At 69.8% G+C, this 25,478-nt stretch carries 17 protein-coding genes; 5 read left to right on the top strand and 12 right to left on the bottom strand.

Annotated features, from left to right (window positions below):
• Nucleotides 1-179 precede the first annotated feature (179 nt).
• Nucleotides 180-692 (bottom strand): pyridoxamine 5'-phosphate oxidase family protein, encoded by a 513-nt coding sequence (locus ACLQ2O_RS35585; RefSeq protein WP_425840974.1) that lies wholly within the window; start codon nt 690-692, stop codon nt 180-182.
• 72 nt (nt 693-764) lie between these two features.
• Nucleotides 765-1,304: a CGNR zinc finger domain-containing protein gene (locus ACLQ2O_RS35580; RefSeq protein WP_425840971.1), complete on the bottom strand. Its 540-nt coding sequence runs from the start codon at nt 1,302-1,304 to the stop codon at nt 765-767.
• 138 nt (nt 1,305-1,442) lie between these two features.
• Here ACLQ2O_RS35580 and ACLQ2O_RS35575 point away from each other — a divergent pair, with 138 nt between their 5' ends.
• Nucleotides 1,443-2,615: an epoxide hydrolase family protein gene (locus ACLQ2O_RS35575; protein WP_425840968.1), complete on the top strand. Its 1,173-nt coding sequence runs from the start codon at nt 1,443-1,445 to the stop codon at nt 2,613-2,615.
• Between the two features lie 1,138 nt (nt 2,616-3,753).
• On the opposite strand, the gene ACLQ2O_RS35570 is transcribed toward ACLQ2O_RS35575, so the two are convergent.
• The 10 genes from ACLQ2O_RS35570 to ACLQ2O_RS35525 form a co-directional block, all read right to left on the bottom strand.
• A complete protein-coding gene (locus ACLQ2O_RS35570; RefSeq protein ID WP_425840965.1) occupies nt 3,754-6,147 on the bottom strand; it encodes a helix-turn-helix domain-containing protein in 2,394 nt (797 codons plus the stop codon).
• Between the two features lie 300 nt (nt 6,148-6,447).
• On the bottom strand, nt 6,448-7,551 hold the full coding sequence (gene menC / locus ACLQ2O_RS35565; protein ID WP_425840962.1) for an o-succinylbenzoate synthase: 1,104 nt from the start codon (nt 7,549-7,551) through the stop codon (nt 6,448-6,450).
• 31 nt (nt 7,552-7,582) lie between these two features.
• Nucleotides 7,583-8,509: a GNAT family N-acetyltransferase gene (locus tag ACLQ2O_RS35560; RefSeq protein ID WP_425840959.1), complete on the bottom strand. Its 927-nt coding sequence runs from the start codon at nt 8,507-8,509 to the stop codon at nt 7,583-7,585.
• A complete protein-coding gene (locus ACLQ2O_RS35555) occupies nt 8,506-9,609 on the bottom strand; it encodes a M20 family metallopeptidase (RefSeq protein ID WP_425840956.1) in 1,104 nt (367 codons plus the stop codon). The genes ACLQ2O_RS35560 and ACLQ2O_RS35555 overlap by 4 nt, the downstream gene beginning before the upstream one ends.
• On the bottom strand, nt 9,609-12,938 hold the full coding sequence (locus tag ACLQ2O_RS35550; RefSeq protein ID WP_425840953.1) for an LpqB family beta-propeller domain-containing protein: 3,330 nt from the start codon (nt 12,936-12,938) through the stop codon (nt 9,609-9,611). The genes ACLQ2O_RS35555 and ACLQ2O_RS35550 overlap by 1 nt, the downstream gene beginning before the upstream one ends.
• Nucleotides 12,935-13,966 (bottom strand): ABC transporter ATP-binding protein, encoded by a 1,032-nt coding sequence (locus ACLQ2O_RS35545; protein ID WP_425840950.1) that lies wholly within the window; start codon nt 13,964-13,966, stop codon nt 12,935-12,937. Before ACLQ2O_RS35545 ends, ACLQ2O_RS35550 begins: the two co-directional genes overlap by 4 nt.
• Nucleotides 13,963-15,861 carry a dipeptide/oligopeptide/nickel ABC transporter permease/ATP-binding protein gene (locus ACLQ2O_RS35540; RefSeq protein WP_425840947.1) on the bottom strand — a complete coding sequence of 633 codons (1,899 nt, stop codon included), beginning with the start codon at nt 15,859-15,861 and terminating at the stop codon, nt 13,963-13,965. The genes ACLQ2O_RS35545 and ACLQ2O_RS35540 overlap by 4 nt, the downstream gene beginning before the upstream one ends.
• A complete protein-coding gene (locus ACLQ2O_RS35535) occupies nt 15,861-16,796 on the bottom strand; it encodes an ABC transporter permease (RefSeq protein WP_425840945.1) in 936 nt (311 codons plus the stop codon). The genes ACLQ2O_RS35540 and ACLQ2O_RS35535 overlap by 1 nt, the downstream gene beginning before the upstream one ends.
• Before the next feature lie 61 nt (nt 16,797-16,857).
• Nucleotides 16,858-18,444, bottom strand: a complete 1,587-nt coding sequence (locus tag ACLQ2O_RS35530) for an ABC transporter substrate-binding protein (RefSeq protein ID WP_425840942.1) — start codon at nt 18,442-18,444, stop codon at nt 16,858-16,860.
• Between the two features lie 16 nt (nt 18,445-18,460).
• Nucleotides 18,461-19,849: a serine hydrolase domain-containing protein gene (locus ACLQ2O_RS35525; protein WP_425840939.1), complete on the bottom strand. Its 1,389-nt coding sequence runs from the start codon at nt 19,847-19,849 to the stop codon at nt 18,461-18,463.
• Between the two features lie 151 nt (nt 19,850-20,000).
• On the opposite strand from ACLQ2O_RS35525, the gene ACLQ2O_RS35520 reads away from it, so the two are divergent.
• The 4 genes from ACLQ2O_RS35520 to ligA are packed head-to-tail and all read left to right on the top strand — an operon-like array spanning nt 20,001 to nt 25,451.
• On the top strand, nt 20,001-21,203 hold the full coding sequence (locus ACLQ2O_RS35520; protein ID WP_425840936.1) for a cysteine desulfurase family protein: 1,203 nt from the start codon (nt 20,001-20,003) through the stop codon (nt 21,201-21,203).
• The gene (gene mnmA, locus ACLQ2O_RS35515; RefSeq protein WP_425840933.1) at nt 21,203-22,291 is read left to right on the top strand and encodes a tRNA 2-thiouridine(34) synthase MnmA; all 1,089 of its coding nucleotides are present in this window, start codon (nt 21,203-21,205) and stop codon (nt 22,289-22,291) included. Before ACLQ2O_RS35520 ends, mnmA begins: the two co-directional genes overlap by 1 nt.
• Entirely contained in the window at nt 22,288-23,274 is a 987-nt protein-coding gene (locus ACLQ2O_RS35510; RefSeq protein ID WP_425840930.1) for a methionine synthase vitamin-B12 independent, read from the top strand. The genes mnmA and ACLQ2O_RS35510 overlap by 4 nt, the downstream gene beginning before the upstream one ends.
• Nucleotides 23,275-23,321: 47 nt before the next feature.
• A complete protein-coding gene (gene ligA, locus ACLQ2O_RS35505) occupies nt 23,322-25,451 on the top strand; it encodes an NAD-dependent DNA ligase LigA (protein ID WP_425840927.1) in 2,130 nt (709 codons plus the stop codon).
• Nucleotides 25,452-25,478 lie beyond the last annotated feature (27 nt).

The following is a 25,478-nucleotide window of genomic DNA, read 5'->3' as shown; positions in this document are numbered from 1 at the left end:
CGCCGATGGTACTGCGACCGGGAGGTCGTGGGAGAGTAGGACGTCGCCGGACATTCACACTGTTAAGGGCCACCCCATCGGGGTGGCCCTTAACATTTCCCCCGCTATTTCAGCGGCCCCAATGCGGTCGGCCACCTGGCCGGCCGCTTTTGCACGTCCAAAAGCCTTCTCCCAATCCGTCATCGAGCCCGCCACACCTGCCGCGGCGCATACCCCGTCTTCCGCAACCAGTGCTCGGTGTAGACGACTTTCTCCGCCGCGATCGCCACCAGCGGCCCGACCGGCGGATCCTCCAGCGACCGCCCGCGCTCCACATGGTCCGACTGCCACCGATACGCCTCCCAGTACCGAGCGAACTCGCCGTCCTCAGGCATCAACACCTCAGCCCTCCCGAACACCTGCGCACCCCGACTACTCGCCTGGCCCACCAACGGCGCAAAGATCCCGACCGAAACCCGAGGATCCGCTGCCAGGTTCCGCATCTTCGGCGACCCCGCCGCCGCGGTGAACAGCAGCGTGAAGTCGAGGTGGTAGTACCGCACCGGCGTGGCCAACGGGCCGTCCTCGTTGCTCGTCGCCAGCACACACATGTTCTGGCTGCTCAGCAGATTGAGGATCCGTTCCGACAACACGTCGTACTCGAGCCGCCGCGTCGGCTCCGGCCCCGCCAGCCAGGAATTCGTGAGAGTCATGCCGAATCCTCGCAGACCCCCGACCTGTGAGGTCCGGTGCATGGAGACCGCTTCGATGTACCGAGGTGGCGATCAGTCCGTCGAACTGGGGGTTTTGCGGCGGTGGGCGTTGAAGCGGGCCTTCTTCTGGCGGTTGCCGCAGGTGTTCATGTCACACCATCGCCGGGTGCGGCTCTGACTGGTGTCGAAGAAGGCGGCTTGGCAGGTCGGCGAGGCACACAAGGCCAGCTTTCCGTCACGCTCGCCCGAGACGATGCTGATCGCGTCGGCGGCGATCACGCTGAGGGCATCTTCCACGCAGGACGCGGAGCTCAACTGCCATCGCCGCCGGCCGTCGGGTGTCAGGACAGCCGCGGCCCGGCCCTGAGCGCTGTGGTCATTGATGACCTGGACAGCAGGTGCAGGCAGAGGGTCCTGAACCGCGGCGGCTGTCGCGACGGCGTGGATCGCCTCCCTCAGTTCCCGAGCGAGCTCGAGCTGGGCGGCGGTGCAGGACTCCACGGCCAGGCCGCTCACCGTCAACCAGTCGACGAGCCGTCGCGGCGTGGGAATGCGCTCCACAGGGGCGCCCTGGCGCTCCGACAGAGTCCCCGTGAAGCTCGTCGCCAGCACCGTCCCGAGGCGGAAGTCAGGGAAGTCAGAAGGCATGGAACCACCTTAGCCGGTTGCGCGACAGGTCGAGGGCTTGATAGAACCGTCTTAGATGGTTCACAAGAGTTCGCAGTTGATTTGATACGGCCAGGAGGTCTCATGTCCCGTCCGACCAGCGACGTACAAGCCTTTGAAGCTCACGCAACTGACGCCGACCTCGACGACCTGCGGGCGCGATTGGCCGCGGCGCGGCTGCCGGAGGCCGAGACGGTCTACCGCCCCGGTCCCAACCCCCGCCGATGGGACCAGGGCGTCCCGCTCGCCGACCTCGTCGACGTCGTGAACTACTGGCGCACCGAGTACAACTGGCGGTCGTTCGAGGAGCGCCTCGATGAGATCGGTCAGTTCCGCACGACCATCGACGGTCTGGGAATCCACTTCCTGCACCGCCGGTCCGCGCGCGCCGATGCCACTCCGCTGATCATGACGCACGGCTGGCCGGGCAGTATCGCCGAGTTCGTCGACGTGATCGACGAACTGGCAGATCCGAAGGATGCGGACACGCCGGCCTTCCACGTCGTCGTCCCGTCGTTACCGGGCTTCGGCTACAGCGACAAACCGGCCACCACCGGCTGGGGGTGCGAGAAGATCGCGGCCGTCTGGGTCGAACTGATGGGAAAGCTCGGCTACGACAAGTTCCTCGCCCACGGCGGCGACTGGGGCGGTGTCGTCACCACTGTCCTCGCCGGCCGGTTCCCGGAACACGTGCTCGGAATCCACACGACGTTCGCGGAGTCGCCGCCCGGGTTGAGCACGGACGGGCTGACGGCTGACGAACGCCAGTGGACCGAGGAGACCCACGACTTCTGGCACCGCCGCGCGGCGTACGCCAGGCAGCAGGCAACCGGCCCGCAGACCATCGGCTACTCTCTCGTCGACTCACCGGTCGGGCTCCTGGCTTGGATCCTCGACAAGTTCGCCGAGTGGTCGGACACCGAAGACAGCCCGTTCGAAACGATCTCCAAAGACCGCGTCCTCGACGACGTCACCCCGTACTGGCTGACGCGGACCGGCGCCTCGGCGGCCCGCATCTACTACGAAAGCCACGCCTCGCTCGACCCCGAACTCCGCGTCGACGTCCCGTCGGCGATCACCACCTACCCCCGCGACATCGAAAAGTACCCGCGCCCCTGGGCCCAGGAGCGCTACCGGCAAATCGTCCGCTGGAGAACCCCCGAACACGGTGGCCACTTCCCGTCCCTGGAGGTCCCCGAGTACTTCGTCAAGGACCTCCAAGAGGGCCTCACAGCAGTACTAGCCGCCAGCCGCTGAACACAGCATCCTGGCGGGTCGGCTTTGTGACCGGTCGCCGGCGCAGGGCCGGCCCGCGACCGGCCCCAGCCCGGCCCCAGCCCCAGCCCCAGCCCCAGCCCAGCCCAGCCCAGCCCAGCCCCGGCCCCAGCCCGGCCCCAGCCCGGCCCCAGCCCAGCCCCAGCCCAGCCCCAGCCCCAGCCCGGGCCCGGCCCGGGACCGGCGCGGGCCGGACACCCGGGAGACCGCTGGCCGGTGAACGCAGCCGCGCCCGGCGCGTCAGCCGGGTGCGCTGCCGGTGTCGTCTGTCCCCGCCCGGGCGGGCGTCACCAGCGACTGGTGGCTGCCCGAACGCGACGCCACGCAGCTCGGTCCAGCGACCCATGAACGCGTCGGTCGCCTCCCGCGCCCCCGCCACCCCGGTCGTCCTCGCCGCTTGAGGCTGGGGCTACGGCGCCGGACCTCAAGGGCGTCGAGAACGCGCTCGTCCGGCCGGAACTGCTGTCACCGTTGGAGAGCTTCAGCGCCGCTGCCCTCTGTGGTCGGAAGCGAAGGGCTCGTACGACGCCTGTACCGCTGCGGTCCGGACTGGCAGCCTTCCTACCTGTAGCAGTCCTACGTCCCGTGCAGCGCGAGCTGCACCAACTCGGGAGCGCTTTTGCAGCGGGCAATCGCCGCTGGTGGTGTCGCCATCGGCGATGTCGGCAAGTCGGGCCTTCCCGGCTAGCGCCGGCTAGGATAGTCCCGGGTCGGTCTCCCACACCGCTCCTTCCCGGCTGGCGCCGGCCGACGACGGCGCTGGGGACGTCCGCGATCCTCGTCGTGTTCCTGCCGGCCAAGCTCATTACGGACGGACTGGACGGGCCGATCGGTCTGCGTTCGGTTGCCGGAACAGCTCACCGCGCCGGATCAACTGCTCGAGCTGCGGCTTCGCTCGGGCCGGACACGACGTCGATGATCCCGCAGGCCGTCAGCACGATCCCGAGTGTCGCAGGCTGTTGGCGGTGGTGTGCACGGTCGTCCAGTTGGTCGCGTTGCTGACGTTTGTACCTGGAAACCGCGCGAACGCCGCCTCCCACTTCAGTACGACGCGGTCGAACGTCTGGCTCGGCCCGAGATCGATCTGACCTCGTTGAGGCGTTGCTGTTCGACGCTGCGGTCAGAGGTCTTTCGGTGGGGGAGGTGGCGTGATCACTCGGAGCTGAAGCATGGCGGCGAAGCGGGCTTCGGGGTCGGCGAGGTCCAGGTCGGCTACTTCGGCGAGGCGGCGGAGGCGGTAGCGGAAGGTGTTGGGGTGGACGTAGACGGCCGCCGCGGCGGTGATGACGTCGCCGAAGGCGTCGAGCCAGGCTCGGAGGGTTTCGACGAGGTTGGTGTTGTGGTCGCGGTCGTAGGCGACGAGGCGTGCGATGGGACCGGTGGGCTGATCGCCGCGGGACTCGATCAGGTCGCGGAGCTCCAGCAGCAGGGTCTCGACGTGGACATCAGCGAGGCGGGCTACACGTTGGGTGGCGCGGCCCGTCCGGAGAACTCGGAGGGCCCGGTCGGCACCCGCGCGGGCGTACGGGAGCTGGGACGTTTCCTGCACGACCGGGCCTACGCCGATGGTCGCGATGACGCGGTCGCCGATGCGTTCCAGGAAGTCCTTGGCGATACGAACCGCCCGCTCTTCGCCATCGGTCCGATCGGCGCGGATCGGAATCAGCCCGTACGCGATGTCGCCGACGAGCGCCGCGGCCGACCGCGGATGGACGGCGCCCAGGTGCATGGCGAACGCATCAGCGATCCGCTGCCGCTCAGTCGCCAGATCCGCTTCACCCGCAAGAGACTCGACCCGTGCCCCGGGCAACTGATGCACGGTGTCCGCGGCAGGAACGGAGAGCACGCTCATCGATTTCCCGCGCTCCGACTGGGCTTCCCGGTCCGACTGGGCTCCGCGCTCCGACCTGTCTCCGCGGCCTGGCTGACGTCCCCGGTTCGACTGATCCCGGCGGTCCGGTAGAACGCCGCCGTCCGGGGTGCTCCCGGTGGTGGATAGGTTCCCCCGGCTCGACCGACCTCCGGGGTCTGGCTGACTTCCGCGGTCTGACTGATCTCCGCGGTCAGACAGGCGTGCGCGGTTCGCCATTCCGCCGTGGTCCGGTGAGTTCGCACTGTTGGATGGGCTTCCGCCGCTCGACTGACCTCCGCTGTCTGACTGATCTCCGCGGTCAGGCAGACGTGGGCGGTTCGCCGTTCCGCCGTGGTCCGGTGAGGTCGCGCTGTTGGATGGGTTTCCGCCGCCCGACTGGTTTCCGCCGCTCGACTGACCGCCGCCGCTCAGCTGACCTCCGCCGGTCGGCAGGTTCACATGGTCCGGTGGGTTCGCGTGGTGCGACGGAGCCCCGTGGTCCGACGGTATTCCGTGGTCCGGCTCCGGACGGGGACCCGACGGCACCAGGGATCGCGACGGAACTCCAGCGTCCGGCAGGGCTCCGCGAGTCGGCAGGGCTCCGCGAGTCGGCAGGGTTTTGCGGTCTGAGGGGGTTCTGCGGTTTGGGAGGTTTGCGCGATCCGGCTTCGGCCGGATCGACGGGTTGCCGTGGTCCGAGGCCAGGGCGAGTACTACGAGTGGCTGGTTGGCCAGGCCGAGGCGGTCTAGGGCTTCGCGGGCTCCTGCTCCGCCTTCGAGGGCTGTGCTGACGAGGTCGGCGCGCAGGCGGCGTTCGACGTCGGCGCCGGCGCGGATTCGGAGCATGTGCAGGGCAACCAGTTTGGCTGCGTCGCAGAGGGCCTGGGTGCGTTCCTCGGTGAGCGGGTCGCGGACCGCGGCCCAGATGGAGCCGAGGATCTCGTCGCCGGCGCGGACCGCGACGGCGACGCGGGGGATGGTGAACACGTTCTCGGTGATCGGTAGCGGCGGTACGTGGACAGGTCGATCGGCGCGGTGAAGCTCCCGGAACACCCCGAGGTCGGCGAGCAGTCGTGAGTAGCGCTGCGGCACTTGCCGACCAAGCACGGTCTCAACCCGGGCGGTGTCCGCCTCGTCCTGCCGGCCGGAGAAGGCGAGCACGCGTGAGCTTCGGTCCTCGATGGTGACGGGTGCGTCGAGCAGCGCGGCGGTCGCGTTGGCCAGCGCGAACAGGTCGCCCGAGGGCATCCCACCTAGCGTCTCCGCGTCGGCGATTCCTACGTCCCCCTCAGCGAGGAGAGATCGAAGCAGTACGGCGAGCTGATCCCAGGAGGCGCCGCGCGTCAGGCCAAGCAGAGTTACGCCCGACTCGGCTACGGCTGCGGTGATGCTCGCGTCGTTCGGTACGGGGGATCGCACTACCAGCCCGGCGGCCCGCTGCCTTCCGAGGCTTCGGAGAGCCGAGGCGATCACTGGCGCACCTTGCAGTCCGACGCCCAGAACCAAGGCGTTGGGCGGCAGGACCGGTTCGTCGACAGGGTCGTTGATCACCACTCCACCGATCTCGACCGGCTGATCAGCCTCACCGTGCACGAGCTCCAGGAGCGTGGCGCCCAAGTCGTCCAGCACCCGCCCGAGGCTCGCCCGAGGTCGATTCGTCACGGAAGGCATCACCTCTCCGAACCTAGGAGCTAGACCTCCAGACTAGTTCGTCATGGCGGACAGATTCAGCCCTTGAATTGGTTCGGTGAGACAAAGGCAAAGGGGGCGATCACCGCAGCTGGGTTGCTCGGAAGAGGTCGGTGGGGAGCAGGGACAGGCGGGTAGCTGGGCAGAGCCGGTGGAGCCGCAAGTGCAGGGAGGTCGGTGGGGGTAGGGCAGGTGGTTGCTGGGGAGGGGTGGTGCGGACGGCGGGTTGGATGGGCAGGGTGTGTTCTGGGCTGGGTTGTGGGGAGGGAGGGGCTAGAGCTTTAGCCATTCGGTGTGGGTGGTTACGGCTGCTAGTTCGGGCTCCAGAGGTTCTACGCCGATGCCGGGGGTGGTGGGGACGGGGAGGTGGCCGGCTTCGAGGGTGAAGGGGGTGGTGATGTCGGTTTGGTAGTAGCGGGAGGACGCTGAGGTGTCGCCGGGGAGGGTGAAGCCGGGGAGGGCGGCCAGGGCGATGTTGGCGGCTCGGCCCAGGCCGGTTTCCAGCATGCCGCCGCACCAGACGGGGATGCCGTGGGCTTGGCAGACGTCGTGGATTCGGCGGGACTCGAGGTAGCCGCCGACTCGGCCTGGCTTGACGTTGATGATCGAGCAGGCGCCGAGGGAGATGGCTGCCGCCGCGGCTCGGGCTGAGGTGATGGACTCGTCGAGGCAGATGGGGGTCTTGAGGTGGCGGGCCAGTTCGGCGTGGCCGAGGATGTCCTCCTCGTCGAGGGGTTGCTCGATCAAGAGGAGGTTGTACGGGTCGAGGCGCGCCAGGTGGCGGGCGTCGGAGACGGCGTACGCGGTGTTCGCGTCGACCTGGAGGAGGACGTCGCCGAAGTGTTCGCGGACGGCGGCCACCGGCTCGATGTCCCAGCCTGGTTGGATCTTCAGCTTGATACGGAGGTAGCCCTCGTCCAGGTAGTTGCCTACGGCCTCGAGCAGTTCGTCGATCGACGGCATGATGCCGACGGAGACGCCGCAGGGGACTCGGTCGTGGACGGCGCCCAGTTCGCGGGCGAGCGGACGGCCTTCGGCGCGGAGCTCGGCGTCGAGGACGGCGGTCTCGAGGGCTGCCTTCGCCATGCGATGGCCGTGGAACTTTTCCAGGGCCCGCGCGACGCCGACGGCGGTGAGTTGATCGACTGCTGCGAGGGTGGGGACGAAGAAGCGGCGGAGGACGTCGGCCGCGGCGTCGACGTACTCCGAGGAATACAGCGGGCCAGCCATCGCGACACACTCGCCCCAGCCTTCCGCCTCGGTGGTGACGACGCGCACGAGGAGGGCGTCTCGGGTGGTCTCGGTTCCGAACGAGGTGCGGAACGGGGAGACCAGCGGCAGGGAGATCCGTCGTAGCTCGACTCCGGTCAGCTTCATCGGGTGAGTCCTCTCGCGGGAAGCAGGGTCATCAGGTGAGTCCTCTCGGCGGTGGTTCGAGTACGTACCAGCCGGTGCGGTCGAAGCCGGTGACCTGGGCGCCGTCGGACAGGAGGCCGCCGAGGACCTCGCGGAGAGCGGAGCGCCAGGACTTGGCGACGGCTGGGTCGGTCTGCCGGAGGCGTTCGACGTCGGCCGGTACGGCGACGAGCAGGACCTCATCGCCGGGTGACAGAGAGGCGCCAGGGGACGGAGGGACGCCGCTGGGGGATGCAGCGGGCAAGAGCGGGTGGTCGTCGTCGGTGCGGCCCAGGGCGATGGTTGCGTTGGGCAAGTTGGTTGCGGACAGCGTGGTGGCCTGGTGAGCGGCGGCCGCGGCGACGGCTGGCGTGTCCAGGTCCCAGCGGACCAGGAGACGGTCGGTGTCGTCGCCGTTGTTGATGCTGTCGTGCATGCCGCCGTAGAAGTTGGTCAGGTACTCGGCCGGGTGGGCGGCGAGCTTGACGAGGTTGAAGTAGGCGTTGCGGCGGATCAACGGGTCGAAGGTCCAGGAGATCGCGGTGACACCGCGCTGCAGGGCCCAGGCTCGTTGGTGGAGCTTGAGGGCGAAGCCGACGTTGCGGCCGCGGGCCGCCGTGGAGACGCCGGCGACGTGGCTGTGCATGGCGACCTCGGCGGGGGCGGAGAAGAAGCCGACGCAGGCTCCTACCAGTTCGTCGCCGTCGTAGGCGCCGGAGACGTAGTTGCCGGCCTTGGTGAGGGCGCGGAGGAGCTCGGTGGTGACCGGTGGGTTCTTGGGATCCGGGCGCCAGATGGAGTCGTAGAGGTTGTAGACGCCGTCCAGTTCGGACAGCTCGGTGAGCATGCGCACCTGGACGCCGGCCCTTGCCGCGGCGGCGTCGGATGCCTGGTCCGCCGCGCTGGTCGCTCGGCTGACGGCAGTGAGTGGCGTGCTCATGGTCTGTCCAGCAGGTCTGCGATCAGCGCTGTCAGCAAGGTCGTGCGCGGGACCAGCTCAGCGACGACGACGTGTTCGTCGTCGGCGTGGGCGCCGCCACCGACCGCGCCCAGACCGTCCAGGGTCGGGGTTCCGACTCCGGCGGTGAAGTTTCCGTCGGAGCCACCGCCGACCGACGTTTCGCGCAGCGGAGGCAGACCGAGTGAGGAGGCCAGCGCGCCGGCCCGTCGGTACAACGCGTCGGACATCTTCCGCTCGAGAGGTGGGCGGTTGGGACCGCCGACGATCTCGAGCGTCGCCTCGGGCAGCACTGGCCGCAGGGCGTGCAAGGCCGCATCGACGCGCAGCTGTTCCGCCACGGTGCGAGCCCGTACATCGACCAGGAAGCTTCCGGACGCCGGGACCGTGTTGCGGGTGGTGCCCGAGGTGAGCGCGGTCGGCGTGACGGTTGTGCCCAGCACAGGGTCGCCCAGTGCGGCGATCGCGAGGATCTGGTGGGCGGCCTCGACACTCGCGTTGACCCCGAGCTCCGGCTCCAGACCGGCGTGCGCGGCTCGACCGACGATGCGGATCTCGTAGTTGGAGACGCCCTTACGCTCCAGCTTCAGGGCGCCGTCGTCGGCGGAGGCCTCCAGCACCAGAGCCGCGGCGCATCCGGCGGCCTCCACCTCGATCAAGGCGCGTGACGACGGCGATCCGAGCTCCTCGTCACCGGTCACCAGCAAGGTGACGCCGTCCAGGGACGGCAGCGCGGACAAGGCGTGGAAGGCCATCACCAGACCGGTCTTCATGTCGAAGCACCCTGGCCCTCGGATCACGCCGTCGGCGACCACGAACGGATGAGTGTCCAGCGAGCCGAGTTGCCAGACCGTGTCGTGATGCCCAAGCACGAGCACCCGCGACGGCCCGTCGCCGAACTTCCACCGTAGGTGCGTCCGCCCGTCCACCACCTCGTACGACGGTTTGCTGCCGAGCCGCTCGGCCCCGAGCCGGGCGACCACGTCGGCGCTGCGAGCCACCGCCGCGAGATCCGACGACGGCGACTCGCACGTCACCAAGGTCTCCAGATCCGCCAGCATCAAGGGCAAAGTCGCCGTCATCAGCCCACCTTCGGGGTGGCGCGGACGCCGAAGTGCATGTACTTCTCACCCGTCGGCAACGCGTAGAAGGTGATCGCCGACCAGGTCAAGGATCCCGGCTGCCGTACGACGAACAAGTCGCCACTCGCGTCCGCCGGCCTCATCACGAACTCCTGCGAGGGCTCCGGCATCAGCTCGGCGATCGGGCCGGTCAGCGTGACCCGGACCATCGCCTGCCCGTCCTGCACGTACACCTCCTGCAGCGTGCTCGCCCGCTCGTACCGCCCGACGTGCCGGTGCAGGTCGATCTCCGGCACCTCCGACAAGGGGGCCAGGGGCAACGGCATCGCGACCCCGGCCAGCTCCCGGAAGATCTCCCGGTACAGCTCCTCGTACAGGTCGTGCGTGTTGCCGCCGTTGGTCAGCAGCGAGACGGCCAGGCCCTGCTCGGGCAGCACGCGGAGGAACGCGGCCTGGCCGATGGTGTTGCCGTCGTGGCCGATCAGCCGGTGACCGTCCCAGTCGAAGCGGATCCAGCCGAGTCCCCACGAGTCGCCGAGCGTGTGCTTGTCCGGCAGCTCGGCCTGCTTGTCAGCCATCGCTGTCACGGATTCCGAGCTCAGCACCCGCGTGCCGTCCGGCGCGACGCCGTCGTTCAGGTGCATGCGGGCGAAGGCCAGCGCCTCGGCGGCGGTCGACGTGATCAGCCCGGCGGGGCCGAGCGCCCGGGGGAGTCCCCACACCGGTGCGGGTGACAGCTCTTCCTCACCGACGTGCCCGACGGCAGCGCGGTGCAGCAGCGCCTCCTCCGGGAGCGTCACCGTACGCCGCAGGCCGAGCGGTCCGAAGATCCGTTCGCGCAGGACCGCGTCCCAGGTCTTGCCGGTGAGCTTCTCGATCACCCGGCCCGCCAGCGAGAAGCCGGAGTTGCAGTACGACCAGGTGGCCCCGAGCGGGTGGTTCTGGCGGACCTCGGCCAGGCCGTCGACGTACTTCTCCAGGCAGTCGTCGCCCCGGCCGGTGTCGGTGAACACGTCGCCGTCGATCCCGCTCGTGTGGGTGAGCAGCTGGCGCATCGTCACCTGCTTGGCCACGTCGGGATCACCCAGTTGCAGCTCGGGCAGCACCTGGATCAGCGGCGCGTCCAGGTCGAGCAGTCCTTCGTCGACGAGCTGCAGCGCGAGCGTCGCCGTCCAGACCTTCGACATCGACCCGATCTGGAAGATCGAGTCCGTCGTCACCGGGACGCCCGTCTCCTGGTGCAGTACGCCGGTCGCCGCCTCCACCAGCTCGTCCTCCTGGCCGGGCTTGTAGCGCAGGATGCCCAGCGAGGCCCCGACCACCTTGTGCTTGGCGGCCAGCGTCGTCAGCCGGCGCTGCCAGTGCGCGGCGTCGATGCGGGGCCGTTGCGGTCCACGGGCGTCACCGGCGTACTGCTCGACCCAGTCGACGATGCGGTGGTTGAAGTCGAGCCGGTGCGACGGGCGTCCTTCGACGATGAACAGGTGACTGGCCTCCGGGTAGAGCACCAGCTCGGTCGGCACACCCTGCTCGCGCAGCGCGGTGTGCCACTGCTGGGCCTGGCCGACCGGGCAGCGAACGTCCGCGTCACCGTGCAGCACCAGTGTCGGCGTCTTGACCTGGTCGACCTTGCTCAGCGGAGACATCGCGCTGAAGTCGCCCGGGCCGTTCAGCTCGTACACGTTCAGGAAGTGCGCGGCGTCCGACGTGCCGCTCATGCTGGTCAGGTCGCTGACCACCCCGCCGGCGACGGCCGCGGCGAACCTGTTGTCGCGGCTTGTCAGGTAGCAGGTCATGAAGCCGCCGTAGCTGTAGCCGGCGATCGCGAGCCGCTGGGCGTCAGCGATGCCTTCGGCAACCAGTTGGTCGATCGGTTCGAGGAAGTCGTTGGCGTCCGACGTGCCCCAGCCGCCGACAACGCCGTTGTAGAACTCCTCGCCGTACCCGTCGCTGCCGCGCGGGTTGAGCAGCAGTACGGTCCAGCCGCGCGCAGCGAGCTCCTGGTGGTAGAGGTGCACCTCGTCGGCGACGGCGTTCCACGCGTTGTGCGGACCGCCGTGCACGTCGAGCAGCAACGGCTGAGCCTCGGTGGCCGACGGATCACGGACGATCCAGCCGTTCACCACCGTCCCGTCCGCGATCGTGAACTCGCGCTCCTCCCGGACGAAGGTCTCGACGTCCTCGAGCCCGTACGACGTCCGCTGGGTCACCGACCCGTCGGCCAGGTCGACCGTGACGATCTCCCCGTACGACGTCCGCGTGGTCAGCGCGAACGCCGCGACCCCGCCGGCGACCGACAGCCCGGACACGTTCTGGCCGGCTTCGCCGGCCACCAGCCGAGGCGTGCCACCCGCCACCGGTACGGCGTACAGGTGGCTGCAGCCGCGGTCGCGGACGCAGAACAGCACTGACCGGCCGTCCTCGATCAGCAGGGGAAGGGCTCCCGGGTACGCCGGTCCGCCGGGCATCACGTTGCGGTCGAGCGGCGCTGCCAAATTCTCCACGGCGCCGTCGGTCAATGAGAGCCGGAGCAGTCCAGCGTGGCCGACCGGGCCGGTGGTGCTGCCGACGATCAGCAGGGACTCGCCATCGGCGGTCCACCGCACGGGACCCGCGAGTCCTTCGCGAAGCCCGACCTCCTGCGGCACGGCCTTCTCGTCCGTCGCGTCGAGCACGTACGCCGGTGCGGTCGGGACGAGGTCGGCGTCGGGAGCGGTGCCCGCGCCGAAGGCGACCTTGGTCCCGTCCGGTGACCAGTCCGGATCGCCTGCGTGCCAGTCGCCTTCGGTGGCCTGCCGGCACTTCTTCGTCCCGACGTCGAGCAGGTGAACGTGCTGGCGGTACGTGCGCAACCAGCCTGCGCCGTCGGCTTGGTAGTCCAGCCGCTCGGTGACGATCGGCGCATGGCTGCGGGCCTCGCGCGTCTTGTCGTCCTCGCCGGCCAGTGCGGCGATGTCGACCGGAGCGCTGAAGGCGATACGGGTCCCGTCGGGACTCCACCGCGGAGCTCCGGCGCCGAGAGCAAGCGTGGTGAGCTGCTCAGGCTCGCCGCCACCGGCCGGAAGCACCCAGAGCTGAGCGGGTCCGTCCTTGCCGCGCAGGAAGGCCAACTGGGTCCCGTCCGGCGACCAGGTCGGTGAGCTGTCGCCGTCGCCCCGGGTCAGCTGCTGCGGCTCGCCTCCCGCCAGCGGCACCCGCCAGAGGTTTCGCAGGGTGCGGTCCTTCTCGAGGTCGGTGGTCCGCAGGACGTAGGCGAGCTGGGAGCCGTCCGGAGACAGCGCGGGCTGCTCCGGCACGGACAGGTCGTCGATGCGCAGACGTCGGGTCACAGGGAGTCCTCCTTGGCTACGGAACCGGCGGTGACCGGCTGCAGGTCGCCGGCCACGTGGTGGCAGGCGGCGCGGTGACGTCGGCGATCGGCGTCGGTGGTGGGATCAATCGTCAAGCAGTGCTCGCGATCGGCGAGCACGAGCGGCCCGATCGGGCAGCGGGGATGGAACCGGCACCCGGCCGGTGGATGGTGGGGATCGGCCGGCTCGGCGTCGGCGACCACCTGGGCAGCGCGCTCGGCAACGGCCTGGGCCGCGGGATCGGCCAGCAGCTGAGCAACGGGGTCGAGCAGCGTGGTCGATCCGCGACGAGGCGCGGCGGCGAGCAACTCCTTCGTGTACGGGTGTTGTGGATCGGCGAGCACGTCCGCGGCGGGACCGAACTCGACGATGCGGCCCAGGTACATCACGGCGATGAAGTCGCTGACGTACCGCACGACCGCGAGGTTGTGGGAGATGAACAGCATCGACAGCCGCAGCTCACGTTGCAGCGAGCGGACCAGGTTGAGCACCGTGCCCTGGATCGAGACGTCGAGGGCCGAGGTGATCTCGTCCGCGATGATCACGTCGGGTTGACCGGCCAGCGCTCGCGCGATGGCGACGCGCTGGCGTTGACCACCCGAGAGAGCACCTGGGTAGGACGGAGCGCGGTCCGCGCCCAGCCCGACGAGGTCGAGCAACCGGGCGACCTCCTGACGACGAGCGCCGGCGGCCGATCGCGGGATCGCCTCGGCGATCGAGTCGCCGATGGTCATCCGGGGATCCAGCGACGAGTAGGGATCCTGGAAGACCATCTGCAGTGGACGTCGTCCGCCGGGCCGGCGGCGGAGTGGTTCGCCGTCCAGCTGGATCTGACCGGACGCCACCTCGACCAGCCCGACCGCCGCCCGGGCCATCGTCGACTTGCCGGACCCCGACTCGCCGACCAGCCCGACGACCTGGCCGGACGGAACGGTCAGGTCGACCCCGTCGACGGCCGTCAGTGCGCCGTACCGGACCGTCACCTGGTCGAACCGCAGTTCACTCATCGCTGCCCCGTCCGGATCGATTCGATGCTCAGCAACGGTTGGCCCTGGGGATTCCAACAGGCCACCCGATGGCTTTCGCCTACCAGTTCAGGATCCTTCGACGAACAGGCCCCAACAAGGAACTCACAACGCATTCTGTAGGCACATCCCGCGCCGACAGCTGACGGCTCAACAGGTCGTCCGGGAATCACCGCCAGCGGTTCGTCGAGCGGCGTGTCCAGATCCGGTACGGCGGCCAGCAGCGACCGTGTGTAGGGATGCCGTGCCCCCGAAGCGAGCTCGGATGCCGGCAGGTCCTCGACGATACGTCCGGCGTACATCACCAGCACCCGGTCGCAGACCTGCGCGACCACGGTGATGTCGTGGCTGATCAGCAGGATGGCGACCTCGTCGGTCTCCCGGATCGTCTCGAGCAGCCGCAGCACCTGGCGCTGCACCGTGACATCCAAAGCGGTCGTCGGTTCGTCGGCGACGATCAACGCCGGCGCACCCATCAGTCCCATCCCGATCATCGCCCGCTGCCGCATCCCGCCGGAGAACTCGTGCGGATACTGCCGCGCCCGGCGTTCCGCCGCCGGAACGCGCACCGCGCGCAACCGGTCGACGGCCCGAGCCATCGCCTGGCGGCGACTCAGGCCCTGGTGCTCCCGAGCCCCCTCAGCAAGCTGTACGCCGATCCGCTTGGTCGGGTTGAACGACGTCATCGGGTCCTGGAAGACCATCGCGAACGACGTCCCCAGCAGCCGTCGCCGCGTCGCCGCACTCGCGCGGTCGGCCAGTCGGCCGAGCAACGGCGCACCGAGAAAGGACAGCTCGGAGGCTGAGACCTGTCCAGGCGACTCGATGAGCCCGGCGACAGCAAGGGCCGTGAGGCTCTTGCCCGACCCGGACTCGCCGACCACGCCGACGATCTCGCCCTTGCCGATCGTGAAGCTGACTCCACGCACCGGTGTGACCGGCCCGGGGAAGCTGACCCGCAGATCCTTCACGACCAGTACGGCGTCGTCGTCGATCGGAGCCGCCGGAACCGTCTCCGGCACAGTCGCCCGCACCCGCGGACCGACGAGCGCAGGTATGCCGAGCCCCTTCGCCACCGCCTCGCCGAAGAGGTTGAACGCCAACCCGGCGACGACGACGGCGACGCCCGGCGCGAGCGCGGCCGCGGGATGGACGTAGATCCCGTTCAGCGACTCGCCCATCAGCCGCCCCCAGTCGTAGGCCGGCGGTTGCACACCCAGACCGAGGAACGACAGCCCCGCGAACGCGAGCAGCACGCCGCCGGCGCCGATCGTCGCGTTCACCACCAGCGGCTCCGCGATGTTCGGCAGGATGTGCCGGACGAGGATCCGGAACCGGCTGACACCCGCGATCCGTGCCGCCGCGACGTAGTCCCGCTCGGCGACTCCCGCGACCAGCGTCTGGGTCAGCCGCGCGAACGTCGGTGCGCCCGCCAGGCCGATCGCGAGGACCGCGCCCTTCGCGCCGACCCCGAAGATCACCGCGAAGAACAGCGCGAGCAGGAGGCCGGGGAAGGCGACGGCGATGTTCACGATCGCCGTTGTCAGCCGCCCGGCCCGTCGGCCGAGCAACACGGGCGCGGAGCCGAGCAGCAGACCCGCGAACACGCCAAGAGCGGTGGCCAGCAGCGCGAGCGCGATCGACGTACGGGAGGCGACCAGCACGCGGTAGAAGATGTCTCGCCCGAGGCTGTCGGTACCCAGCCAGTGCTGGGACGACGTGCCTTCGAGCAGGTGCTCGGTGTCGATCGCACTGGCCTGGTCGGACCAGAGCATCGGCGCGAGCAGCGCGAGCAGCAGGACCGCGAGCAGAAGGATGCCCGCGCCCGCGCCGACCGGCGTACGGAGAACTGCGATCCAGCGAGTTCGTCGGGCCATCAGCTCTCCCGGATGGTCGAACGCGGATCGAGCAGGGCCAGCGCGACGTCCACGGCGAGGTTCACCAGCAGCACGCCGACGCCGTACACGAGCACTACGCCCTGCACGAGCGGATAGTCCTTGGCGAGGATCGAGGACACGATCGTGCTGCCGAGCCCTGGCCAGCCGAAGACGTTCTCGACCAGCACGGTCCCGGCGACCATCCCGCCGAGCAGCAGACCGCCCAGCGTGATCGTCGCCGTCACCGCGTTCGGCAGCGCATGCCTCAGGTAGATCGCGGCCGCCGGCAGACGCTTGGCCCGCGCAGTCCGCAGGTAGTCGGTCTGCAGTACGGCGAGCAGCTCGACTCGGCAGATCCGGGCGAGGACCGCAGCGGGTCCGATGGCCAGCGCAAGAACCGGCAGCACGTACGACGTGAGGTTGCCGCGACCGGCCACCGGAAACCAGTGCAGCTGAACGGCGAACACGTAGACCAGCCCGACCGCGAGCAGGAACTCAGGAATCGCAGCCAGCACCACGGAGGTCGACGTGAAGGTCAGCTCGGCCTTCGGCCGCCGCCCGGCGCGCGTGAGCACACCCATCGCCAGGCCGAGCGGCAGCGCGATCAGCACAGCGACGAGGAACGCGGCGACGGCGAGCTGAACGGTTGCGGGCAGGCGGTCGCGGATCACGTCGGACACCGGAAGACCGGTCGTGATCGACGTCCCGAGATTGCCCGTGAACAGGTGCTGCAGGAAGTGCAGGTACTGCGTCCAGAGCGGGTCGTTCAGACCGAGCGACTCGCGCTGGGCGTCGACGAGACTCTTCGCGGCGGCCGGTCCGAGCGCCGAGCGGACCGGGTCGCCGGGGATCAGGTGGATCATCAGGAAGGCCGCGCTGACCAGCGCCAGGACCGACACGACCAGGCGGGTGAACCGCCGGATCGCGAAGCGCACCCAGGGATTCAGCTCCGGGCGAGAGCCGGCGGTAGGAGACGCGGGGACCGTCGTCACCGGCTCACCCCAGCATCCGGATCGAGCTGGGCACGACGCTGCTCTGGCTCAGGTCGAAGGTGGCGTTCTTGCCGAAGATCGGCACGGTCGTGTTCACGAACGGCACCAGGTTGACCTGCTCGAACAGCGCCCGCTCGCCGGCCGCCCAGTCCTCGCAGCCGTCCGTCCCGGCGGTCTTGGACGCCTTGGCGATCGCCGCGTCGTACCCGGGGTTCTTGATGCCCGAGAAGTTGCTCCCGTTCGGCGGCGTCGTACCGGACAGGAAGCTGACCAGCTGGCTCGGCAGGGAGACGGTCAGCGGGATGAGTCCCGCGTGCCAGGTGCCCTGACCGGCAAGGACGACGGTGCTGATCTCGGCGGTCGAGACCGCCTTCAGGGACACGTCCACGCCCAGTTCGGTCCAGGACTTCTGCAGCAGCTCGGCGGCCGACTGCAGCGTCGGGCCGAGCGTGGTCGGGTAGTAGAAGACCAGGGACAGCTTGTTGCCGCCCTTCTCCCGGACTCCGCCGGCGCCCGGCTTCCAGCCCGCCGCGTCGAGTGCTGCCTTGGCCGCGTTCAGGTCGTGCCCGGGCAGGTTGCCGGTGACCGTGTCGACCTTGCAGGGGCCCATGCCAGGGGCAACCAGATCGGTCGGCGCCGTACCGGATCCGCTGGTGACGACCTTGCCCAGCTGGGTCAGGTCGAGGCCCTGCGTCAGCGCACGTCGTACGGCGAGGTCCGCGGTGGGCAGGCCTGCCTTCTGGTTGAACCAGAGCTGGCCCAGCGGTGCACCGACCTCGCGTTTGAACAGCTGCTGCGCCGCCAGTCGCTGCTTGTCCGGTCCGGCGATGCTGACGATGTTCACCTGACCGGCAGTCAGCAGGTTCGCCGAGGTGGTCTCGTTGGCGACGACCTTGATTACGATCTTCTCCGGTACGCCGGTCTGGTCGGCCTTGAAATCGCCCGGGCCCCACGCGTAGTCCTTGCGCAGAGCCAGCGTGTAGTGGTCACCGGGCACGGCCTCGCTGACCGTGTACATGCCGGTGCCGTCCGAGCCCTGCTTGAGGACGCTGCGGTCCTTCATCCCCTTGGCGCAGACGATGTGCAGACCGCCGACGTTGCGGGCCAGGAAGGCGTCCGGTGCGGCCGCGGTCACGGTGACAGTGCCCGCCGCGTCGTCGGCCACCGCCTTGGCTCCAGCCGGAACGAAGACGCCGATCCGCGTCGACTTGTTGGCGGGATCACCGACGAAGTTGATGTTCTGCGCCACCGTGCTCGCGGTCAGCGGAGTGCCGTCGGCGCAGGTGATGCCCTTGCGCAGCGTGTACTTCGCGCTGGTCGTCGTGCCTTCCCACTTCTCCGCCAGCCCCGCCACCGGCTTGCCGCTCGCGTCGATGCTCAGCAGCGCGTCGTACAGGAACCAGTCGACCTGCATGGTGACCGACAGCGACGTGAACTGCGGGTCCAGGTTGCCGGGATCACCGCCGACGGCCATGGTCAGCGTCTGCCCTGCGACCGGCTTGCCGCCGCCGGCCGTGGTCGTCTCTCCGCCCGAGCTGCAGGCTGAGAGAGCGAGGACGCCGGCCACCAGGACTGCGAGTGCGGATTTCACGATGCCTCCGAAGGGGTCAGGCTGTGGCGCGGCGCAGAGCGCGGCCGCTGTGCAGGTAGAGGGCGCGACCGGTGCCGTCGTCGCCGAGGAAGACGTGCGGGGTGTGCAGGCCGTTCTCCGCCTTCACCGCGATCAGGCTTTGCTCGTCGCGGCCGACCAGCTCGACCGGCTCCGGCGTCGGGCCGAGCTCGGCGAAGATGCCCTTCGGTACCTGGTCGAGCCAGAGCTTGCCGTCGTCGTCCTGGCGGACGGTGAGGTCCAAGGCGTCGCAGGTGTAGGTCCCGAGGAAGCGGGACACGTCGACCTCGACAGCGGCGTCCGGGGGAGTGGGCATCGCGGGCAGGTCCAGTCCGGCGAGCTCCTTGACCACGTGGCTGACGACCGCGCGGTACACCTCGATCATGTCGCCGCCGTTGGTCAGCAGCGCGACGGCCAGCCCGTGCTCCGGTACGACGCGCAGGAACGCGCCCTGGCCGATAGTGCCCCCGTCGTGGCCGATCACCGTCGTACCGGACCAGTCGAACAGCTCCCAGCCGAGCCCCCACGAGTCGCCCATCATGCCGAGCGCGGGCAGCTTCACCTGCGGCTCCTGCATGGCCGCGACACTCGCAGCACTCAGTACGGCGGTCCCGTCGGCCGTCGTACCGCCGCGCAGGTGCATCTCCGCGAACGCGAGCAGGTCACGCGGACTCATCGCCAGCATCGCGCCGGCCGCCGCCATCGAGCGCGTCAGCGCCCAGACCGGAGCCGGGACCGGCGCCTCGCCCGGAGCGGGTCGCAGGTGCCCGACCGCGGCCCGGTGCAGGATCGCCTCGTACGGGTCGGACGCAGCGTGCGCCAGGCCGAGCGGAGTGAACAGCCGCTCCCGCAGTACGGCGTCGTACGGCTTGCCGCGGAGCACCTCGACCAGGCGGCCGAGCACGGCGAAGCCGGCGTTGTTGTAGGAGAACATCTCGCCCGGCCCGAACAGCTGGCCGACCTCGGCGAGCGTGACCAGGAACTTCTCCACCGCGTCGTCGCCCTTGCCGGTGTCGTTGAAGATGTCGCCCTCGAACCCGGCGGTGTGGCTCAGCAGCTGCCGCGTGGTGATCTTGGCGGCCGCGCCGTCGTCGGCCAGCACGAACTCGGGCAGGTAGTCCCGGACCGGGACGTCCAGGTCGACCTTGCCCTCGTCGACGAGCTGCATCACCAGCGTGGTCGTCCACACCTTGGTGATCGAGCCGATCTGGAAGACCGAGTCGGCAGTCGCGTCCACACCGGTCGCCTTGCTGAGGAGTCCGGCGGCGTGGTCGACCACCTCACCGCCGTACAGGACGCCGATCGCGGCGCCGGGGACCTCGTGCTCGGCGAGCAGCGCCGGCAACTGGTCGTGCAGCCATGTCTCGATCTCGTTCAGGGTCGCCATGCGCTGACGCTAGGACGCTCAGCGGCGCGCGTATTCGTCGTGGACGACCACAGCCCGGGCCGATTTCGTCCGCCGGGACGAAGCCTCTGTCCACAGGCTCGTAGGGACGCCTGACGGGAATCTCGGTGGAGGACTTACTCTTGAGGGTGTTATGACCTCTTCCGGCCGACGTACGGTCTACCTCGATCACGCGGCGACGACTCCGATGCTGCCCGCGGCGATCGAGGCGATGGCCTCCCACCTCGGGCGCACCGGCAACGCTTCGTCGTTGCACGGGTCGGGACGAGCGGCCCGGCGGACCGTCGAGGAGTCCCGGGAGACGATCGCGGAGGCGCTCGGCGCGCTGCCGAGCGAGGTCGTGTTCACCTCCGGTGGGACCGAGGCCGACAACCTCGCGCTGAAGGGCCTGTGGTGGGCCCGGCTCAAGGAGGACCCGCGCCGGCGGCGGATCCTGCTCAGCGCGATCGAGCACCACGCCGTGCTGGACCCGGCCGTCTGGCTGGCGCAGCACGAGGGGGCCGAGCTGGAGTGGCTGCCGGTCGACGCGCTCGGCCGGGTGCGGCCCGACGAGGTCCGTACGGCGATCGAGCAGGACCCGGCGTCGGTGTCCTTCGTCACGCTGATGATGGCCAACAACGAGGTCGGCACGCTGCAGCCGATCCAGGAGGTCGCGGCGATCGCGGCCGAGCACGGCATTCCGGTGCACACCGACGCCGTGCAGGCGGTCGGGGAGATCCCGGTGGACTTCGGCACGCTCGGCGTCGACGCGATGACCGTCTCGGCGCACAAGATCGGCGGCCCGTACGGGATCGGCGCCCTGCTGGTCCACAAGGAGACGCAGCTGGTGCCGATCGTGCACGGCGGCGGCCAGGAGCGCGACGTACGGTCGGGCACGCTGGACACTCCGGCGACGGCCGGGTTCGCGGTGGCCGCGGCGTACGCCGTCAAGCACCAGGCCGACGAGTCGCAGCGCCTGATCGCGCTGCGGGACCGGCTGGTCGAGGGCATCACGAGCACGGTCCCGGGCGCGCTGCTGTCGGGGGACCCGACCGGCCGTTTGCCCGGTAACGCACACTTGTCGTTCAGGGACTGCGAGGGCGACTCGCTGCTGCTCCTGCTGGACGCGCGCGGGATCGAGGTGTCGACCGGCTCGGCCTGCAACGCGGGGGTCGCGGAGCCGAGTCACGTACTGCTCGCGATGGGGTACGACGACCAGCGGGCCCGTGGCTCGCTGCGGTTCACCCTCGGACACACCAGCACCAGTGCGGACGTCGACACGGTGCTGGACAACATCGGGCCAGTGGTGGAGCGGGCGATGTCCGCCGGACTGCAGAACGTGGGAAGGAACAACTGATGCGGGTACTCGCAGCCATGTCGGGTGGAGTGGACTCCGCCGTCGCGGCGGCGCGGATGACCGAGGCCGGGCACGACGTGGTCGGTGTGCACCTGGCGCTCAGCCGCAACCCGCAGTCGTACCGCAGCGGCGCCCGTGGCTGCTGCACGATCGAGGACTCCCGCGACGCCCGCCGGGCCGCCGACGTGATCGGCATCCCGTTCTACGTCTGGGACCTGGCCGAGCGCTTCCACGCCGACGTGGTCGAGGACTTCGTCGCGGAGTACGCCGCGGGCCGGACGCCGAACCCGTGCCTGCGCTGCAACGAGAAGGTCAAGTTCAGCGCGGTCCTGGAGCGTGCGCTCGCGCTCGACTTCGACGCCGTCGCGACCGGGCACTACGCGCAGATCGTCGAGACCACGTCCGGCCGCGAGCTGCACCGCGCGGTCGACCACGCCAAGGACCAGTCGTACGTGCTCGGCGTGCTCACGCAGGCGCAGCTGAAGCACGCGTTCTTCCCGCTCGGTGACACGGTCAAGACCGAGATCCGGGCCGAGGCCGAGCGGCGCGGGCTGTCGGTGGCGGCCAAGCCGGACAGCCACGACATCTGTTTCATTGCCGACGGCAACACCCCCGGCTTCCTGGCCGAGAAGCTCGGCGCGGCGCCGGGCGACATCGTGGACAGCAGCGGCGCCAAGCTCGGCGAGCACAGCGGCACTCATGGCTTCACGGTCGGCCAGCGCAAGGGCCTGCGGATCGGTACGCCGGCGGCCGACGGCAAGCCGCGCTTCGTGCTCGACATCAGCCCGGTGGACCGCACGGTGACGGTGGGATCCCGCGAGGAGCTGGCCGTGGAGAGTCTGGTCGCGTCGAAGCCCCGCTGGTGCGGTCCGGAGCCGACGGAGACGCTGCAGGTCAAGGCTCAGCTCCGCGCGCACGGCGACGAGGTGGCCGTCACTGCTCGCGTCGACGGCAACGAGGTGTACGTGGACTTCGACGAGGCGACTGCCGCGGTGGCGCCCGGTCAGGCTGTTGTCCTGTACGACGGCACGCGGGTCATCGGCTCGGCCACGATCGACTCGGTCCGCCGCGCGACGGCCAACGTATGACGACTACCGGCCTGGGGTCGCTGCCGGGTGGCGACATCCGGGAGTGGGTCAAGGTCGTGCTGGGCGCGGTCGACATCCCGTTCCTGCCGGAGCTGCCGGCCCGCCCGTACGGCGACATGCTCAGCCGGGCGGTCGCCGTACTGGCTGAGCTGTCGGCTGATCTTCAGCCGGCCGGGTGGCGGCTGACGGGTGGTTCGGATCCGCGGTCGAGCATGGACCAGCGCCGGGCGCGGTCGCTGCTGGAGGAGGACCTGGACGTCCTGGAGGAGTTCGGCGACGGGTACACCGGGCCGCTGAAGCTCCAGTTCACCGGGCCGTGGACGCTGGCGGCCACGGTGGAGCTGCCGCGTGGGGACAAGGTGCTGGCGGACCACGGTGCTCGCCGGGACCTGGCTGACGCGCTGGCGCACGGGCTGAACGCTCAGGTGGCTGAGGTGCGACGCCGGCTGCCCGGTGTGGACCTGCTGGTGCAGCTGGACGAGCCCGCGCTGCCCGCCGTACTGGCTGGAGCTGTTCCGACGGCCAGTGGGTGGAGCAAGCACCGCTCGGTGGACGGTCCGGGAGCTGTGGAGCTGCTGGCCCGAGTGATCGAGGCTGCTGACCCTGCGACGACCCTGGTGCACTGCTGTGCGGCCCGGCCGCCCATCGAGGTGTTCACCAAGGCAGGCGCTGGGGGAGTAGCAGTAGACGTCTCGCTGCTCACCGAGCCCGCCTGGGAGCAGATCGCGATCGCAGTGGAGGCCAAGACCACCCTGTACGCCGGGCTGGTCGCCACGACCGGTCCTCTGCTCAACCCCGAGCAGGCCGCCGCCCCGCTGGTCCGCACGTGGCGCAACCTCGGGCTGGACCCGGAGCTCATGAAGCAGGTCGTCGTCACCCCAGCGTGCGGGCTCGCTGCCTCTGCGTCGCCGTCGGACGCCCGGGCCCGCCTGGAGCTGCTGCGGGGCATCGTCGACGCGCTCGGAGAAGCCGCCGAAGCCTAGGGTCTGATAGCCCGGAAAACGTCGGTGCCGGGCGGTAAGTTCTGCACATGAGCACGGAGATCCCCGAGACGAACGCCGCCGACCAGCCTGCCGCACCGCCCGAGGTGCGGGAGCGGCACGCCGCGCTGAGCCGCGAGATCGAGGAGCACCGGTTCCGCTACTACATGGCGACCTCGACGATCTCCGACGCCGACTTCGACGCGCTGATGCACGAGCTGCAGGGCATCGAGGAGGAGTTCCCCGAGCTGCGCACGCCGGACTCGCCGACGCAGAAGGTCGGCGTACCGATCTCGACGCTGTTCGCGCCGGTCACCCACCCGCAGCGGATGGAGAGCCTGGGCAACGCGTTCTCCGCCGAGCAGATGGAGGCCTGGGCCAAGCGGCTCGAGCGCGAGGTCACGGTGCAGCAGATCCACGACAGCGGGTTCCTGTGCGAGCTCAAGGTCGACGGGCTGGCGCTGGACCTCGTCTACAAGAATGGCCGCCTCGACACCGGCGCCACGCGTGGTGACGGCTCGACCGGCGAGGACGTCACGCTGAACGTGAGGACCATCGCGAGCATCCCCGAGGTTCTGGACACCGACGAACCGCCGGAGTTCCTGGAGGTCCGTGGCGAGGTCTTCTTCCGCGTCGAGGACTTCCAGCAGCTGAACGCGCAACTCGTTGAAGCCGGCAAGGACCCGTTCTCCAACCCGCGCAACGGCGCCGCCGGATCCCTGCGGCAGAAGGACCCGCGGGTCTCCGCGAACCGACCGCTGCGGTTCGTCGTGCACGGCCTGGGCCGCGTCGACGGGCACCACATCGCCCGGCTGTCGTCGGCGTACGAGCAGTTGAAGGCGTGGGGCCTGCCGGTCAGCGACCGCGCCCGCCGGGTCGAGACGCTGGCCGAGGTCAACGAGTTCATCGCGTACTACGGGGAGAACCGGCACTCCGTCGACCACGAGATCGACGGGGTCGTGGTGAAGGTGGACGAGGTCGACCTGCAGCGGGCGCTGGGCTCGACGTCGAGCGCGCCGCGCTGGGCGATCGCGTACAAGTACCCGCCGGAAGAGGTCACCACCAAGCTGCTCGACATCAAGGTGAACGTCGGCCGGACCGGCCGCGTCACGCCGTACGGGGTGATGGAGCCGGTGCGGGTGGCCGGGTCGACCGTCGAGTTCGCGACCCTGCACAACGGCCAGGAGGTCGAGCGCAAGGGCGTGTGGATCGGCGACACCGTCGTCCTGCGCAAGGCCGGTGACGTGATCCCGGAGATCCTCGGTCCGGTGATCGACCTGCGGCCCAAGGAGGCGTACCCGTTCCGGATGCCGGCCGAGTGCCCGTCCTGCGGGACGACGCTGCGGGCGATGAAGGAGGGCGACATCGATATCCGTTGCCCGAACTCGCAGTCCTGCCCGGCCCAGCTGCGCGAGCGGCTGTTCCACCTGGCCGGGCGGTCGGCGTTCGACATCGAGGTGCTCGGCTTCAAGGCCGCCGACGCGCTGATCGGCGGCGAGCTGATCGCGGACGAGGGCGACCTGTTCTCGCTCACCGAGGAGGCGCTGGCCACCAGCCCCTTCTTCACCACCAAGGCCGGCGCGCTGTCGGCGAACGCGCAGAAGCTGCTCGCCAACCTCGAAGCGGCCAAGACCCAGCAGCTGTCGCGCGGCCTGGTCGCGCTGTCGATCCGGCACGTCGGCCCGACCGCGGCGGCCGCGCTCGCGGCGGCGTACGACGACATCGACGCGGTCGAGGCGGCGAGCGAGGAGGAACTGTCCGAGATCGAGGGCGTCGGGCCGACCATCGCGCACGCGGTGATCGAGTGGTTCCAGGTGGACTGGCACCAGCAGATCGTCCAGAAATGGAAGGCCGCCGGCGTTCAGCTGCGGCAGGAGCGGACCGGGCCGACCGTCGAGCAGACGCTGACCGGGCTGTCGGTCGTCGTCACGGGTACGGTCGAGGGGTTCAGCCGGGACGAGGCGACCGAGGCGATCGTGTCCCGCGGGGGCAAGGTCGCCGGATCGGTGTCGAAGAAGACGTCGTTCGTGGTGGTCGGTGACTCTCCGGGATCGAAGTACGACAAGGCCGTGCAGCTCGGCGTACCGATCCTGGACGCGGCCGGGTTCCAGGTCCTGATCGACTCCGGCGCGGAGGCGGCGGCCGAAGTGGCGACCGCACCGGAGCCAGGTGAGGCGTAGATCGTCCTGTCCAGTGGCGGATCTGGC

The sequence above is a fragment of the Kribbella sp. DT2 genome, from assembly GCF_049844575.1.
Taxonomy (GTDB): Bacteria; Actinomycetota; Actinomycetes; order Propionibacteriales; family Kribbellaceae; genus Kribbella.
This window is presented reverse-complemented; position numbering and strand designations above follow the sequence as displayed.